The sequence below is a fragment of the Neobacillus piezotolerans genome (assembly GCF_003362805.1).
In the GTDB taxonomy this organism is placed as follows: Bacteria; Bacillota; Bacilli; order Bacillales; family Cytobacillaceae; genus Bacillus_D; species Bacillus_D piezotolerans.
In genome coordinates, this window is the sequence record NZ_QNQT01000002.1 from 80499 (window position 1) to 96770 (window position 16272).

Genomic DNA, 16272 nt, shown 5'->3' on the forward strand with positions numbered 1-16272 from the left:
TGAAGAAATCCAGCTGAATAAATACTGGTGTTTTTGCCAAAATGCACTCAATATTGGTTCCATTTCCCGCGCTTTGTAACTGTACTGTAACTACATATTCATATTAGGTTAACAGTTTTTATTTATATTAATATACTTATTGGTATAGAGGGATGATTAAGGTGACTAGCGGAATCATTAAATTATCTTGGCTTTGTAAATGTTTTGTAAATAACCAATCATACTGGCGTAATGGTTTTTTTCTATACTAATATACTTATTTGGTGGTGGGGGAGTGATGAAAAGCTATTTTTTAAAAAGACAAATCGATATAGGGAGAGATAGAAAAAGATGTTAAAACGGATTAATTTAATTTTTATGACAGCAATTATTTTACTGTCTTCATTGGTAATTCCTGCTAATGCGGAGAACGGTGGAACGGAAGGGACCAAACCCTGGATGAACACCCAGCTCTCAGCAGAAGAGCGTACCGAATTGCTTCTTGATGCAATGACGATGGAACAGAAGATGCAGCAAATCGCTATCTCGCGCTTCAATGAAAATGACAAAGGTGAACCGGTTGTCATCAAAAGAGGCGGAACTAGCAAGTATATGAACGGAGAATTTGCACCACAAGGTACCCTTCCTGGCTGTGAGTTTCAAGACACAGGCCGACAAATCAAAGGGATCGAGGAACTCGGTATCCCTACAGTACGTATGACCAATGGTGGTACGGGGGTTAAGGGCGGATCGTGTCACAATGACCCACTGGCGACTGGCCTTCCGTCTACTCCAGGTTTGGCTGCGACATTCGACCGCGAGCTAAACTATGAGGCCGGCCGAATCCTTGGTGAGGAGACACGGGCTTTCGCACATCACGTGTTCCTCGGACCAGGTATGAACCTCATTCGTCACCCGTACGGTGGCCGTAACTATGAATACTTTAGTGAGGACCCTTATTTGACAGGTACCCTTGCAATCGAGCAAACAAAGGGTATCCAGGATCAGGGAGTCCAGGTACAACTCAAGCACATGGCTGGCAACGAACAGGAAACTGAGCGTTGGACGATGGGTGTCCAAGTTCCATCACAAGCTATGAATGAATTGTACATGTTGCCATTCGAAATGACCGTAAGAGATGCTGACCCAGCTTCCGTGATGTGTTCATTCCCGGATGTTAACGGAACTTATGCATGTGACAGTTCTGAACTGCTTCAAGACGCACTAAGGGGCAAGTGGGGCTTTGATGGTTACGTCATGAGCGACCGTCGCGCGATTCACGACACAGTTGCTGCCATCAAGGCAGGTACAAATGTTGAGTTAGACTGGGCACCACAATACTACACTCAAGAGAAGATTCAAGAGGCTCTTGACGCAGGTTTGGTGACTGTGGACGATATTGATAATCTACTTCGTCCGCGTTACATCAAGATGATCGAGTTCGGCCACATGGACGAGCCTTTCGATAAATTCATGCCTGAAATCGTTGACCCGATGGCTAACGGCGCTACCGCGCGGAAGATGGCCGAGGAAGGCTCTGTGCTATTGAAGAACGACAACGACTTCTTGCCACTTGACGGCGAGCCAAAGTCGATCGCGTTGATCGGCATTGATACGTTCGCTGGTGAGGCAAAGATGTCCCCACGTTCTGTTCGTGACGACAATGATTATGTAGTGACTCCATATACGGTCACACCACAAGAAGGCTTAGAGAATGTTATCAAAGAGCTGGGCTACAACACTAAAGTGACATACAACAATGGCAGTGACCCGAAAGCTGCTGCCAAGTTAGCTGCTGAATCTGATGTCGTGCTTCTCATGGTCGGCGACAACCCACATGAGACAGTGGACCGTGAAACCCTCGGATTCCCAGCCTTGAACTTAAAATCGGGCTTGGCAGAGCAAGAGCCGGTAATCGACGCAGTTATGGAAGCTAACCCTGAGAATACTGTTGTGGTACTGAAGACTTCCGGTACGTCGATTATGCCATGGTTGGATAAGGTACCTGCAGTTCTTCAAGCTTGGTACCCAGGTATGGAGGATGGCAATGCCGTTGCTAACATTCTCTATGGTAAGGTTAATCCATCCGGTAAGCTTCCTATGACGTTTGGAGCCACTGAACGTGAAGCAGCTTTCGCGACTGAAGAACAATACCCTGGAACTCGTCAAGATACTGGTAAAGTAGGTGGACCAGGGCCTTACGGTGATGGTAAGTCCGATCAGCTAATCGCCAAGTACACAGAAGGTCTTGAGATGGGTTACCGCTGGTACGAAGCAAACAACGTGAAGCCAGTATTCCCATTTGGTTACGGACTATCGTACACTACTTTCGAATATGACGACCTCAAAGTCAAGAAAGTCCGTGGTGAAGGCAATGGTAAAAAAGACTCGATTTCTGGTATTGACGTGTCCTTCACCATTACGAACACTGGCGACGTTGCCGGTAAAGAAGCAGCACAGGTCTACCTAACCCTGCCGAACGAGGCGGGACAGCCAACAAAGCGTCTTGTCAACTTCGAGAAGGTTTACTTGGAGCCAGGTGAGAGCGAGCAGGTGACTGTACGTATTAACCATGCAGACTCGAACCACCCGTTCTCCTATTTCGTTCCGGAAGAACCTAACAACCTGGCAAACTGGGCTGACGGTGAGTGGGCAACTGCTGACGGTAAGTACCGCGTGCATGTCGGTGGTTCCTCTGCAGATACTCCGTTAGAAAAGGATGTCCCGCTGAACTTCAAACTCAGCAAGGATGAAAACAAAGGCAAGGGCAAGGGGAACTCCCGTAAGTAAGCCCATGCCCATAGGATGACGCTGGCAACCCTGTATGGGATGTCAGGCATCCAGAACCTGGTGAGCCCGCTGGCTCGGCGAATCAAGCCGTGGCCCGCGGGCTCATCGCTTTTCTAGACGCCTTCATGGTTATGAGAGGAACGCCATTGACGGAGCCCGAAAGAAGGGCCGCCGGCGGGATCACGTTGCCCCGGTCGGATCAGTGGCCGGGCCCATCTAAGGAACCCGGGACACCACAGGGACTTTCGATTAATTTAATACTCTCCTTTAATGACAAAATAAGAGCCCCGAATGGTTCCAGCCAGTTTAGACTTTTGCCTTGCAAACTTGAACTTCCCTTCCAGCTCTTTTGGTACTTCCATACCCTCGGAAAGCTTAAAGCCAACGGCCCGTTTCTTAGGGTCATCAACCGTATACATAACGTTGATCGAAAGGCCATCTTCATAAAAGACGTAGGCAAATTTGATGTTTTCCACTTGAAAACGCGATGTTTCTAAAGGCTTGGCCGCGAACTCAATATCACGTTCTTCTTTCAAAATCCGGTTCACAAAATCAAGGGTTTCCTGACTTTCGCTCGCTGGTACAACCACATATTCATGCTTGTATTTGTTCATGAAGTAGCGGGCTTCATTCGCGCGTAAACCGGCAAGTGCTTCTGCTACAGGTGAAGACTCTAATCCAACTGTAGATACATTTTTAAAATCAACGAGATAGGACAATCTTGAACCCTCCTTATTTCCTGACGACAGGAATCCAGAACTCACCATATACCAAGCCATTGCGCTGCCCCATTTCAACCGCGGCATTTGGCCCGCCAACATAGGCATAATCATTTACTTCAGGCAACACTTGGCCAAAGGCAATGCCTGTAAGCTGATTACTTAATTCTTCAGCCGTTTTCGCTTCCCCTTTAACAACCAGGTATTCCCCCTTTGGAAATTGAATCACTCTGGTTGCTTCTGGTAACGTCGCCTCTGTCATAACGCCGGCATAATGCATCATTTTGTTATTGACCGCCTCGTTCACGGCAAAAATGTAGCCATTGGTGGCCAGGGCTTTTAACGTGTCAAGCCTTCCATCTTCTTTGACAGCATGCCAAAAGTCCGCCTTTTCCTTTGTTAGGCCAGCAAAATCTGTGTAATCGCTTTTCAACTCAATTCCAATACCCAATACGGTAAAGCTGTCTTTTTCTTCAATGTTATAATCCGCCATGTTCAAAACCTTCCTTTTTAAAAAATTTTTCAAATGATTTATCTTTTCACTTGATGAGTTTATAATAGCTTTAAATCATGTCAAAAAATGATACTGTTTAGGAGCCGCGATGAAAAAAGTTGAACGGATAAATACCATCATGCGGTATATCAACAACCGCGCTCACTTTACAATTTCTGAACTTATGCGGGAATTTAACATCTCCCGTTCGACAGCGATTCGGGATGTCAGGGAAATTGAAGCCATGGGGATGCCACTTGTCGCAGAAGTTGGAAGGGATGGGGGTTATTTTGTCATGAACAACTCTGTCCTTCCTACTGTCCGTTTTACCGATAATGAGGTCAAAGCTCTTTTTATTGCCTTTATGGCCACAAGAAATCAACAACTCCCATATCTAAAGAGCCGCCAGTCTTTAGCCGAAAAATTACTGGGTCTTATCTCGGAAAACCAGCAGGATGACCTTGTCCTTTTAAATCAAATTTTGCTCTTTGAAGGGACCAACCCCCATAATCCTGACCTGCTTGATCTGTCAGACCTCCCTCACCCTATGTTAGAAAAACTCATCGAAACCCTTCTTTTGGATAGCCATTTATTGATTACCATTAAAGAAGACATGGAAATAAAGACTTATCCGATTTTTCTCTTGCACCTTTATCGTGAGAAAAGTCTTTGGCTGATCGAAGGCTTTGACCTAAAAGAAGAAAAGAAACAAATTTTTTCTGTCGACAATCTCATCGCTGTTGAACCATACCCTGCCAACAATAGATGGAGTAAGAAAAAGATTTTGGAAAAACTACGGAAGCGGGATGGAGCAACCAACCTAGTCCTTGAACTTGGTCCAAAGGGAATAGCCCAGTTTAAAAAATACCATCCTTTAAAAGTTTCGATTTCCTATACAAATCCTTTCCAGACAACAGCCATTTTAAGGACTTTTATCAATGTCAATAATTCAGAAGAATTAACCGAGATAACAAATTGGCTCCTTTTCCTGGGTGGAGATATCAAGGTTAGGGAAGTACCGGAAAAAGTCTTGGAAAGCCTACAAGAAAGATTATCCTTATTCTTTCCATGAGCTGTGTCGGGTAAAAGCCCAAATCATTTAACCGTTCCACAAATAGAGGCGGTTTTGAAAATCACGTATGTGTAAACAACCGTTGTTCGATTTAAAATAGTATAAAAGAAAGGTGGCAGCCCTTTATGCACTCAATAAATAAAATAGGGAAGAGTTTTTGGTATATCACTCCAATATCGGAGACCGACCGGCCCATTCTGGGAATGGTCGTAGGCAATAACAAGACATTAATGATTGATGCAGGAAACTCGGAAGACCATGCTCAATATTTTGTGAATGAACTTTCAAAAATGGGGATCGGGAATCCTAATATAGTCGTCCTTACTCATTGGCATTGGGACCATATCTTTGGTCTTTCAGCGTTACCTAATACAGTTTCTATCGCTTCCGAAAAAACAAAAAAAGAAATGGAGAAGCTAATCCCGTTTTCTTGGTCAGACGAGGCACTGGATGCGCGGGTGAAAGAAGGAGTAGAAATTGAATTTTGTGCCAAAGCAATTAAAGAGGAATTCAAGAATCACCGGGACATCAAGATTATTTTGCCGGATATAACTTTTGAAAAACGGGTGGAAATTGACCTTGGCGGAGTAACTTGCATCGTGCAATACGTTGGAGGCGATCATGCTGCTGACTCGGCAATCGTCTATATTGCAGAAGAAAAGATTCTCTTTCTTGCTGACTGCATTTATCCAAATATGTATGCCGAAAAACAAAACTATACAATCAAGGAAACACTTCGGCTGCTAGATGAATTGGAATCATTTGATGCGGATACCTATATACCTTCGCATCAAAAGCCAATTTCAAAAGAAGAATTCAATCAGGAAGCAGCCAAGCTAAGAACAATTGCGAAATACACAGATACTTGCCGTGGTGATAAACAGAAAATAATGAAGGAATACAAAAACCACGTGAAAAGGGAACTTACAGAAGACGAAATGGAAACAATCGCTGACTTTGTAAATGGGTATTAAAAGATCCCTTTGGCACAGCGAAGCTTTTGTATGTTAATGAGGTTGCTTATTTTAAAAAGCAGAGGGAAAGTAAATTAGATTTTTTGAAAGAAAAGTTAAAAGCCAAAAATAGACAAGTAAAAAAACTTGCTTATTTTTGGCTTTATTTTTGTTTTCAATAGTTTATATATTAGCATTAAAGTGTAATCAAACAATGTTTACACTCACTTCATCTTGGCACTACCATTCTTACTACCATAATTCTTTACTAAAATTCTGTCTCCTTCCTCCACACAAATAAAGAATGCTTTAATTATCAGGCCAATATGCCTCTGGTTTCGCACTTAGGGGCAACTATAGTTATAAATGAAACAAATCAAGCGAACGGCCGTATATGTAACTAATATCCTGCAGAGGGGCGGATGTAGATGAAAGAGTTGTATATAAAGCAGAAGGTATTTAGTTTGAGTGAAAAGTTTACGGTGAAGGATCAGCAGGAAAAGGATGTTTATTTTATAGAGGGGAGTTTCATGAAAATCCCGAAGACGTTCTCCATTTTGAATGTAAATAGGGATGTAGTGGCGCTTATTACGAAAAAGATGTTCAGTTTCCTGCCGAAGTTTTTTGTTGAGGTAAATGGGCGGGAGATGGTGACGATTCAGAAAGAGTTTTCCTTCTTCAAGCCGCGCTATTCCATTGAAGGGGTTGGCATCGAGGTGCAAGGCAACTGGTGGGATATGGATTTCGAAGTATTACGAAACGGAGAGGCCGTTGGCAGAGTGAACAAAGAGTGGTTCACTTGGGGCGATAGCTACAGAGTTCAGGTATTGAACGATGAAATGGAGACCATTATCATTGCGCTTGTTGTAGCAATTGATTGCGTAAAAGCTGACAATGCTGCTGCATCTTCAGCGTCGACTATGTAACGTGCAGTTTTACGGGGAATGGTTTTTATAATGGAGCTTGGAAGTGGGCCGCACGATTTCTTCATTTTTTCTCTTGTCCTAGAGAGATCATAACAGCAAGAATGAAGATGAAATGGATATCGGGTTACTTGTTAGAATGGCTCCAATGCAATAGGAGGGAATAAAAGGAGCAAGATTCCGAACATATAGGGGCTGCATTGTTGAAATGAATTATTAGTTCTGGGCAAAACGCCCAAAATTTGTAATAAGCTTAAAGAATAGAGATTAAGACGTCTTAGGCATACCGATATTTATATTCCAGAAGGTAGCATTATTTTGCCGGAAAATAGAGTAGCTTAGGAGTGGAAAAAATGGAGAAACCCCATTATGTTCTAAAGGCAAATGAGGGAGTTTTAGTCCCAAAAAATGAAGACTCACCGCTTAGTAAACTTAAACTTCCTATATGGATTATTGTGGGTACAATTCTATTGGGTTCACTTATCTTCCAGGATAATCTGTTCAGTGAACTTTCATGGTCCTCAAGAATATTGCTAATCGCACTGGCGATAGGAGTAAGTTTTGCCGGCGGAAATAAGAGAGTTGCTTCACCTTTTGAAATTCAGTTTTACGATTACTACCTAATTGTTTATCGTGACAAATATTATTACAGTAAAAGGGTTACAAGAAAAGAGCTTTATAAGTTCCTTTTCAAAGACATTACCAAATGCCAGTATAGAAGGGTTACCAAGCGGATTAATATTTTTGGCGATGTTGAAGCTATCTGGTATAACTACAACAAAGATGGAAGTTTGCCTGAAAAACCGACTTACCATAGAATGGTTAAAAATGGAATATGTTATTTTTACACCTCTGAAGCCCCGGAAGTTGATTTTGTCGAAGAAATTGAAAACCACTCACCAATTAAGGTAGTTATAGATGATAATTAGGAGACTCAAATATCCCCGGGATATCCTGATTGATTTACCGGTTGTAATGTTTGAAAAGCTTATGGATATTGACCTTGGCGGGTTAAATTACATCGAGCAATACGTTGAGGGGAATCAGGTATGTTGGACACACTGGGACGGGTGATGGCGGGTCAAGCATGTTTGAAGAAGGAGGGAGTGGCTGTTCAAATAGCCTGTTGCTCCTTTTTTTATTTACGGGACTTGGTTTATGAAAACCCCCTTCAAAAGAAGGGGGTCTAAACCACTAAAGGAGGTATGACTATTTTAACTTTAAACCGCGGCCTTCAAGGTATGCCCTTACTGCATTTTCATAATTGACAACATCTGATTTGGAAACATAATAATCAATGGTGTCATCGGCTATAAAAACTGGGAAAGTAGCTCCCTGGCCCATTAGTTGGGCAACATCAGAAATATAGTTGCCGTTCTTCCCGTATTTTGCCTGTATGGACGCTTCTTTTAATAATTTTGCAGCGATTGCTGGAGCGGCAGGGTAATCAGCAGTTACCTGTTGCGAAATCAGGACGGTTTCCGTGTCTTCAGCATAGTCATCTCTGTTAGGGTTCTTTTTGATTAATGTAACCTTGACTTTATATGTTCCTGGTTCAGTAATTGTCCAAGGCAGTGAAAAAGCAACATTATTTTTCTGTGCTGGCACAGTTACAGAATCACCAAAAGGATTTTCATTAATGTAAAGTTGTATTTCGGCGGCTACTGGATCTGAATTAGATGCTTTTCCCGTAATATTTATCGTTTGTGGGAAACTTGTAAAACTATATTCTTGAGCAAGTGGGTTTAGTTTGATTGTAAAATCAGCAAATGCCATAGTTGCCATACTAAGAATTAAAAGGATGGTAGAAAATAAAACAATACCTTTTCTTTTCATTTTTCAATTTCTCCTTTTTGGACAATTTTTGATAATGGAAATATAAGGCCTGGGTCGGAGTGCACAATAGATTGTTTTTTGTTGGGTTATTCCCCCTTTGTTAAAAAGAGATTAGTTCGTTCTATATAAAGGATAAGGCATTCTTTAAGTTAAACACAAGTTGAATTCCTCTCCTTTTTAATACATAAAAACACAAATAATAGGAACGATTTGGGGCGATAATAAAAAGAACCTCTATTGGTGTCCTATAATTAAAGAATATGAAATCTTTCACTTATAATGTCGAACGGATACAGGGTTTAACATGAAACATCTCTCTGTTTAATCATGCAGCTGTCTATTTTCATTTCTCCCCATTTTCATATTCCGATAGCTCCAACACTAGTTTTTTAAGGTTTTTTAAGGAACGAGTTGTGTCCCTCTTTACTACAAACTTTATGAGCCAATCAGGTGAGTACTTTGATTGATGTGAATCTAAAAGAAACCTTGTGAACATGCGTGTTCCGCCAGGGATGTCTTCCATGATCCAAGTCCCTCCACCAGTTGGTACTAAAGGAGGCGAGACACTCTCAATCTTGAGGATGGATTGGGTAGGAGGTTGAAATTTCAGGAACTTTGCTTTTCCTCTTGGCCTTAAAAAAAGCACTTTAAAATAGATGGTTACCTCAGCACCTATTTCCTGCGCTCCATGTACGATATATTTGGATATCCGGACGTCCCATTTATGGCGTACTAACGGATCTTGAGCGACCATCCACACAAAATCCCTTGGCGCAGGAATATCAATTGAAAATTCGAATTTCAAGCTATCACTCCCAAGCCCTTATATATTTTTGAAAATATAGTGCCTAAGGAATAAGCCTCGAAGATTTTCAATAATGTCCTAACAGTTGTCAATTTCCTTTCCTGAACTATTGCCCCTTGGTATATTCTTACGTTCTATGATTTATCGACATGAAAAGGGGGCGAGGTAGTACTGTTTTTTGCGGTTTATATTAGGTTATCTTGCAAGAAAAAAGGATATCTGTCCCCAGTCATGGACAAAATATCCTTTTCTATTTTTAATCCGAGTAAGAAATCTCCACGGTTTTATTACTATTAATGTGGTGGAATATCACCTGGAATAGCGTCTCGGGCATCTGGTGTTATGAAATAATGATGGATGTCATAATGAGGAACTTCATATCCTTCATGGCCATGTTCTTGAAATTCGATATTGGTATGATTAATTGAAGGTGAAGGCAGCCCTTTCATACCATCTAAATCGACTATACTTTCCCCCTTAGTAAACACTTCTTGTGCAGGCATTTGCTCGATAAACACCAGCTTTCCTTTTTCAACCCCGTAAATAGGCCCCAATGGCATCGTCGATGGAATAGCCCAATGTTCGCCCATTTTCGGCACACTTGGAGTAAGCTTGATTACACCCTTTGGCAAGACCAGTAAATAAACAGAACCGTCTTCTTTGGTTGTCATTGCTGTATAACCGGCAGCTTCGACTGCTTTAGCTAAATCATCAAATGAAGCAACATAGCCTTCTTTGAAGTTGATAATATTGATTGTTTGGTTTTCAAATGCAACTGTTTTTTTGTTGTGATTGATTGTATAGGCCTGGTTTAATGTTCCGAAAAACGCTTCGACATCTACAAAAACGTCTCCTTTTTTCTGATAGTTATAAGGTGAATACACCTTCACCCCGTTGATTTCTATTTTTGGTGAAGGTGAGGAGGCACTAACGGAAAAAACAACGACCAGGGACAAAACGAGAAACAAACCGGCAAAAATTTTCTTCATTTTAACAATTCCCCTCCAAAATAATATTAAGAACAGAGTGACGTTCTTAATAAAGATAAAACATTTATCATTAAGAGAACAACAAGAAGTTCTCGACACTTTATTTTGCAGAATCATCATATGGTAGTTCAATGTCACATTAAGGAAGTTACTATACTAAAAAGTGCCAGGTCCCTTATTTTGCCGATTCTTTCGACAAAATTCGGGTGGTGCCTGGCACTGTTCGTATTTTGCACTGCCTTAAAAAGAGTGGAAAAATTTTAAATTGACTGAACTGTGTAATTATAATATTATTCTAATATTATATTATTTTTCGCAAGACGAAATATTTTAACTTCTTAGAGAAAGCGAAGTGAGTTTATGTCACAAATGTTGGCACTTGTTATTATTGTAGGCATCCTGTTGATAGGGGACTTAGTTGCGGTACGGACGAAAGCATGGGTTCCATCCATGTTTGTGTGTGCCGTTCTATTTCTAGCTGGTTTTTGGACGTTTTTTCCGAAAGACATCGTATCCATAGCTGGTGTACCGCCGGTTGTTGCTACCATGATGATGTATTTGCTTATTACTAACATGGGTACATTGTTATCCTTGAAAGAATTGAAAAATCAGTGGAAGACCATTGTTATCGCCCTTTTTGGAATCCTTGGTATTATCTCTATTTTAATGACGATTGGAAGTCTAATGTTCGGTTTTGAGACAGTAGTCGTCGCGATACCACCATTAGTTGGGGGAGTAGTATCCGCACTTATCATGTCGGAAGGTGCAAAGGAAGCAGGCCTTGTTTCGCTTTCTGTTTTTGCCATCGTCATCTATGTTGTGCAGGGGTTTGCTGGTTATCCAATCACCTCCATCGTATTGAAAAAAGAAGGGCACAGGCTGTTAAAACTGTATCGCAGCGGTCAAATTGCGGGCAACAAGGAACAGGAAACCGCACAGTCAGAGTCGGCAGCTCCTCGAGCCACAGCCCAACCGGAGCTTAAACTATTTAAAAACTTGCCAGAAAAATACAACACAGATTTCTTCAAGCTCTTTAGGCTAGCATTCGTTGCTTTTCTTGCCTACCTCGTTTCAGCCTTGGCAGCACCGGTTGTTTCCATCAGTCCGTTCGTTCTATGTTTGCTTTTTGGGGTAATCGCCTCAAGCGCCGGATTTTTGGAAAGACAAGTATTGCAAAAAGCCAATGGTTTCGGAATGGCACTAATGGTCCTGATGCTGTTTATTTTTGACGGCCTGAAACAAGCGACGCCTAGTATGATGGTGGAGATTCTATATCCCCTGATCGGGTCAATTATTCTGGCCGTTATCGGGATGTATATTTTCTCCTATATCGCCGGAAAAATGTTGAAAATGAGCAAACATATGGCGTTTGCTGTTTCACTAACTGCCTTATATGGATTCCCAGCCGACTATATTATTACCAACGAAGTTATTAAGTCGTTAACGGATGATGAAAAAGAAAGAGAAATGCTGACAAGCCATATGCTGCCTCCGATGCTGGTCGGTGGTTTCATAACCGTTACGATTGTATCCGTTATCCTGGCAGGTATCTTTGTTGGATTCTTGTAATGAGTGGAGGGGAAAACATTGAGCGGCTTAAAGGAACGAATTGAAAAACAAATCGAAGCCCTTAGCCAATTCACGGCCACACCGGGCAAGGGGACAACCCGGCTGACTTATAGCAAAGAGGACCTGCAGGCGCGAAAATTTATTAAGGAAAAAATGTGGGAATATGGTCTTGAGGTTAGAGAAGACGGCTTTGGCAATATTTTTGGCAGGCTGGAAGGCACATTAAAGGATGCGCCAAGTGTTCTGATCGGTTCCCATTTTGATTCGGTACCAAACGGCGGGTCCTACGATGGCCCTGCCGGAGTGGTGGCCGCACTCGAGGTCGCTCATTCCTTTTTTAAAAATAACCTTAAACCCAAGTATCCATTAGAAGTAGTTGCCCTGATAGAAGAAGAGGGTTCCAGATTTGGCGGCGGCCTGATGGGCTCAAGAGGAATCGTTGGCCTGTTGAATGAAGAGGAATTTATAAGTTTAAAAGATCAAGATGGAATTACAACGGCGGAGGCGATGAAGAGTATCGGCCTTGACCCATCTCTTCCGAAAAAAAGAGATCCCAAAACAATAAAAGCCTTCCTGGAATTACACATTGAACAAGGACCGATTCTAGAAGAAAAGGGTATTCCAATTGGAATGGTGGAAGCCATTGTAGGATTGACCCAACTGGAGGTTACTGTTGAAGGGCAGGCAGGACATGCGGGCACCACCCCGATGAACCGCAGGTCCGATGCGTTAGTTGCGGCAGCCAACATGATTGCCCGGTTCCCGGAAATCGCCTCTGATGAAGGGGAAGGAACCGTCATCACAACCGGCCGCTTGAACGTATGGCCAAACGGAGCGAATGTGATTCCGGATAGGATCGTTTTTACCGTTGATATACGTTCAGGAAAAGAAGAACGGGTTCTTGATGCGGTCGAGAAAGTAATCAGATGGATCGAATCCTATAATGGAAATGGAATCAAGACATCCATCCAGCAGCAATTATATATGCCGCCCAAGGCAATGAATCAAGAAATTCTTTCTCTTTTTAAAGAAAAGTGCAATGAAATGAATCTTCCGTACTGTTCGTTAAACAGCGGTGCTGGCCATGATGCCATGGTTATTTCCGATGTAACCGATGTAGCCATGTTGTTCATTCCAAGTAAAGATGGCCTCAGCCATTGTCCGGAAGAATGGTCGGATGCCGGGGATATTGCAAAAGCTACAGAGATTTTATATGAAACAGCAAAGACATTAACGGAGGCGGAATAGACATGATTCATGCAAAAATCAAGGAAGCAATTCAAGCGTACAATGACGAACTAGTCGAGTTGCGCAGAAAGTTTCACAGTGAACCCGAGTTATCTTTTGAAGAATATAAGACAACAGCCTTTGTTTGTGGGTACCTTGAGAAACTGGGGATCTCCTACCGGAAGACCGAACCAACAGGGGTTATAGCAACCATTGAAGGCGGAAAGCAAGGCAAGACTGTTGGATTGCGCGCCGATATGGATGCCTTGACTGTTGAAGAATTAAATAAAGACCTTCCATACGCATCAAAAGAAGAAGGAAAAATGCATGCATGCGGACATGATGCCCATATGGCGATGCTGCTGATTGCCGCTAAAGCATTAAATGATTGTAAAGAAGAGTTGCCGGGCAATGTCCGGTTGATTTTCCAACCGGCAGAGGAAGTAGCGGCCGGAGCGAAAGTCATGGTGAAACAGGGAGCTATGGACGGAGTGGATAATGTGTTCGGCATCCATATTTGGTCCCAACTGCCGACAGGGACCGTTTCTTGTACCCCAGGACCATCCTTTGCATCCGCGGACCTTTTCACAGTAATGTTTAAGGGGAGGGGCGGCCATGGCGCGATGCCACAGGCTTGCATTGATGCGGCGGTTGTTGCTTCATCATTCGTAATGAATGTTCAATCCGTCGTGTCACGGACCGTTGACCCGCTACAGCCAGCTGTGCTGACGGTTGGAAAAATGGTAGTCGGAACACGGTTCAATGTTATTGCTGAAAATGCGGTTATTGAGGGAACAGTACGCTGTTTCGACCCGGCAGTGAGAGACCATATCGAGCAGCAGCTTAGCCAATATGCGGAACAAGTCGCCGCAGTATACGGAGCAACAGCGAAAGTAGAATACAAGCGTGGTACACAGGCAGTCATCAATGATGAAGACAGTGCAAAACTCGTTCAACAAACAGCCGCCGCAGCATTTGGAGCGGGGGTCATCCGTCATGAAAAGCCAACCATGGGCGGCGAGGACTTTAGCGAGTACATGATGGAAGCCCCCGGAAGCTTCGCGCTCGTAGGCAGCGGCAACCCTGAAAAAGACACACAATGGGCACACCACCACGGCAAATTCAACGTCGATGAAGACGCCCTCGCAACTGGTGCAGAACTCTACGCCCAATACGCCTGGGCATACTTAAACAAATAGAAATCATCTTAAGAGATGGCAGATAAAGAGGCGGATAACAATAAAGGTTGACGGCAAGGGAGTTGTGAAGAAAAGCCCCGATGTTGGCAAAATCCATCATAAGATGATACAAAGGTGAAGCCCAATTAGCATTTTATTTTAGCTAATTTAGGCTTCACTTTTTTTTGAGGGGGACTTCCACCTTATATCATTTTTTCCTTTATGTATTCCAACATTCTTTTCGTAATACCTTCCTTTCTCTTAGCACTTAGTCGAGCCCGTAATAGCTGCAAACAACCTGTCCGACCGATTTCGCTGCTACAAGAAGACAGTCTTCATCGATATCGAATTTGGGGTGATGATTAAAGTAGGCATTCTCGACTCCTTGTGGTTTACATCCAATGAAAAAGAAGCAGCCTGGGATTTTTTCCAAATAATAAGCAAAATCTTCAGACCCCGAGAGCATTGGGTATTCGCCAACTTCCTTGATATCCGGATCATTCGCGCTTTCAAGAGCGGCAACGACATCGGCGGTTACCTTCGGGTCATTGTATAGCGGCGGATAATCAGCTGTATAGGTAAGGTCGCATTTTACATCAAATTCCACTTCAATCCCCTTGACAATGCGGTGCACTTCTTTAGAGATTAGCTCCTGATTTTCAACCGTCATGTACCGGACATCCCCTTCAAGCTGAACACTGTCCTTAATCACGTTGAAGGTTCCTTTCCCGTCAAAAGATCCGATGGTAATAACTCCATGGTCAAACGGATTTATCCGGCGGCTAATCACAGTTTGTATGGCCGTAACAAAATGGGCGGCGGCGACAATCGCATCATTGGCCATGTGCGGCGAGGAACCATGCCCGCCAACCCCTTGGATGACAAGTTTGAAAAAGGACCTCCCAGCAAGCGAAAACCCGCTGTGATATCCAACAAAACCGGCAGGATGAGTCGGGAAAATATGAACCCCGAATATATTCTCTACATCATCCAGGATTCCGGATTCAACGATGCTTTTTGCTCCGCCAGGGGGTGCTTCTTCAGCGTGCTGGTGAATGATTTTAATTGTACCGGGAAGTTTGTCTTTTAATTGGATTAAACAATCCGCCAAAACAAGTAAGTAAGCCGTGTGGGCATCATGTCCGCACGCATGCATGACGCCTTCATTTTTCGATTTGAATGGCACGTCTGTCTCTTCCAAAATGGGAAGGGCGTCAAAATCGGCACGAAGAGCGATCGTTTTTCCCGGCTTCCCTCCCTTGATCGTTACGATGATTCCATAACCATTTCCGACATTACGCTGAACGTCAACATCCTTGCCGTTGTAAAAATCGGCAATATATTGCGCTGTTTTTTCCTCTTTAAAGGACAACTCGGGATGTTCATGCAAATAACGGCGGATTTGAACCATTCCCTCTTTACGCGCTTCCAAAATTTCCATTAATTCTTTTTGCATAGTAAGAGTCTCCTTTTTTCCTTATTTAAAAAGCAGCGACTGCAAGGTATGTAATGCTAGAACAGAATAATAAACTGGCCTTCTATGGTGCTTTATATACCCGTTGCTTTTTAAAGGAATCCACCTGGATAGTATTTGGATAGGCGTTTTTTTCATGCAATTTTGTTATTCTGATTCAAAATGAAAGGAAATGAAGGGTAATTAGAGGGAATCTATATCTGAAGAAAGTAATAAATGTATGGTGAAGAATCAATTTTGTGGGTTTTGAACTTTGCGGACTAAC

The 16272-nt window shown here is 42.7% G+C and carries 15 protein-coding genes; 9 read left to right on the forward strand and 6 right to left on the reverse strand.

Annotation, left to right across the window (positions count from 1 at the left end):
• Positions 1 to 330 precede the first annotated feature (330 nt).
• Complete coding sequence (locus DRW41_RS05505) at positions 331 to 2769, forward strand: beta-glucosidase (protein ID WP_115450983.1); 2439 nt, start codon at positions 331 to 333, stop codon at positions 2767 to 2769.
• 254 nt (positions 2770 to 3023) lie between these two features.
• Here the strand turns inward: DRW41_RS05505 and DRW41_RS05510 are convergent, their stop codons facing one another.
• Positions 3024 to 3488 carry a DUF8821 family protein gene (locus DRW41_RS05510; RefSeq protein WP_115450984.1) on the reverse strand — a complete coding sequence of 155 codons (465 nt, stop codon included), beginning with the start codon at positions 3486 to 3488 and terminating at the stop codon, positions 3024 to 3026.
• A gap of 13 nt (positions 3489 to 3501) precedes the next feature.
• The gene (locus DRW41_RS05515) at positions 3502 to 3981 is read right to left on the reverse strand and encodes a GyrI-like domain-containing protein (protein ID WP_115450985.1); all 480 of its coding nucleotides are present in this window, start codon (positions 3979 to 3981) and stop codon (positions 3502 to 3504) included.
• 109 nt (positions 3982 to 4090) lie between these two features.
• On the opposite strand from DRW41_RS05515, the gene DRW41_RS05520 reads away from it, so the two are divergent.
• The 5 genes from DRW41_RS05520 (at position 4091) to DRW41_RS22880 (ending at position 8003) form a co-directional block, all read left to right on the forward strand.
• Entirely contained in the window at positions 4091 to 5053 is a 963-nt protein-coding gene (locus tag DRW41_RS05520) for a helix-turn-helix transcriptional regulator (RefSeq protein ID WP_115450986.1), read from the forward strand.
• A gap of 125 nt (positions 5054 to 5178) precedes the next feature.
• Positions 5179 to 6027, forward strand: a complete 849-nt coding sequence (locus tag DRW41_RS05525) for an MBL fold metallo-hydrolase (RefSeq protein WP_115450987.1) — start codon at positions 5179 to 5181, stop codon at positions 6025 to 6027.
• Positions 6028 to 6434: 407 nt separating this feature from the next.
• On the forward strand, positions 6435 to 6932 hold the full coding sequence (locus DRW41_RS05530; RefSeq protein ID WP_115450988.1) for an LURP-one-related/scramblase family protein: 498 nt from the start codon (positions 6435 to 6437) through the stop codon (positions 6930 to 6932).
• Between the two features lie 350 nt (positions 6933 to 7282).
• Entirely contained in the window at positions 7283 to 7858 is a 576-nt protein-coding gene (locus tag DRW41_RS05535) for a hypothetical protein (RefSeq protein WP_115450989.1), read from the forward strand.
• Positions 7848 to 8003: a hypothetical protein gene (locus DRW41_RS22880; protein WP_181884435.1), complete on the forward strand. Its 156-nt coding sequence runs from the start codon at positions 7848 to 7850 to the stop codon at positions 8001 to 8003. Before DRW41_RS05535 ends, DRW41_RS22880 begins: the two co-directional genes overlap by 11 nt.
• 135 nt (positions 8004 to 8138) lie before the next feature.
• On the opposite strand, the gene DRW41_RS05540 is transcribed toward DRW41_RS22880, so the two are convergent.
• The 3 genes from DRW41_RS05540 to DRW41_RS23235 all read right to left on the reverse strand — a co-directional run bounded on the left by DRW41_RS05540 (position 8139) and on the right by DRW41_RS23235 (position 10559).
• Positions 8139 to 8765, reverse strand: a complete 627-nt coding sequence (locus DRW41_RS05540; RefSeq protein ID WP_115450990.1) for a hypothetical protein — start codon at positions 8763 to 8765, stop codon at positions 8139 to 8141.
• A gap of 343 nt (positions 8766 to 9108) precedes the next feature.
• A complete protein-coding gene (locus DRW41_RS05545) occupies positions 9109 to 9570 on the reverse strand; it encodes an SRPBCC family protein (RefSeq protein WP_115450991.1) in 462 nt (153 codons plus the stop codon).
• 293 nt (positions 9571 to 9863) lie between these two features.
• Positions 9864 to 10559: a hypothetical protein gene (locus DRW41_RS23235; RefSeq protein WP_222928832.1), complete on the reverse strand. Its 696-nt coding sequence runs from the start codon at positions 10557 to 10559 to the stop codon at positions 9864 to 9866.
• Positions 10560 to 10919: 360 nt separating this feature from the next.
• Here DRW41_RS23235 and DRW41_RS05555 point away from each other — a divergent pair, with 360 nt between their 5' ends.
• The 3 genes from DRW41_RS05555 to DRW41_RS05565 are packed head-to-tail and all read left to right on the forward strand — an operon-like array spanning position 10920 to position 14554.
• Positions 10920 to 12128: a hypothetical protein gene (locus DRW41_RS05555; protein ID WP_115450992.1), complete on the forward strand. Its 1209-nt coding sequence runs from the start codon at positions 10920 to 10922 to the stop codon at positions 12126 to 12128.
• An 18-nt stretch (positions 12129 to 12146) separates the two neighbouring features.
• A complete protein-coding gene (locus DRW41_RS05560; protein WP_115450993.1) occupies positions 12147 to 13376 on the forward strand; it encodes a Zn-dependent hydrolase in 1230 nt (409 codons plus the stop codon).
• A 2-nt stretch (positions 13377 to 13378) separates the two neighbouring features.
• A complete protein-coding gene (locus tag DRW41_RS05565) occupies positions 13379 to 14554 on the forward strand; it encodes a M20 family metallopeptidase (protein ID WP_115450994.1) in 1176 nt (391 codons plus the stop codon).
• Between the two features lie 247 nt (positions 14555 to 14801).
• Here the strand turns inward: DRW41_RS05565 and DRW41_RS05570 are convergent, their stop codons facing one another.
• A complete protein-coding gene (locus tag DRW41_RS05570) occupies positions 14802 to 15989 on the reverse strand; it encodes an amidohydrolase (RefSeq protein ID WP_115450995.1) in 1188 nt (395 codons plus the stop codon).
• Positions 15990 to 16272 lie beyond the last annotated feature (283 nt).